This window comes from Variovorax sp. 10L426, from assembly GCF_056395305.1.
On sequence record NZ_JBFTJF010000114.1, the window covers coordinates 1 to 406 of the forward strand.

Consider the following 406-nt stretch of genomic DNA (forward strand, 5'->3'; position numbering starts at 1 on the left):
ATCTGGTGGTGGTGGCCACCGGGCTCAAGCTGAACATGCTCGGGGACATCGCCGTCCATGTGGATGGCCAGCCGCGCCGGCCGTCCGAGCTGCTCGCCTACAAGGGCATGATGCTGAGCAACGTGCCGAACCTGGTGCTGGCTTTCGGCTACACCAATGCGTCCTGGACGCTGAAGGCCGACCTGACCGCCGAGTACGTCTGCCGGCTGCTCAAGTACATGGATCACCACGGCCATCGCTACGCCCTGCCGCAGGTGGACCCGGACGTGCAGCGCGTGCCCTTCCTCGATTTCAGTTCCGGCTACGTGCAGCGCGCCGCCGCCGTGCTGCCGCGCCAGGGCCACCGCAAGCCGTGGCGCGTGTATCAGAATTATCTGATGGACATGCTGACGATCCGCCATGGCCG

1 pseudogene is annotated in these 406 nt (G+C 65.8%); it reads left to right on the forward strand.

From position 1 onward, the window contains the following. A pseudogene (locus AC1DHL_RS30015) lies at positions 1–406 on the forward strand (FAD-containing monooxygenase EthA); the annotation flags it as partial.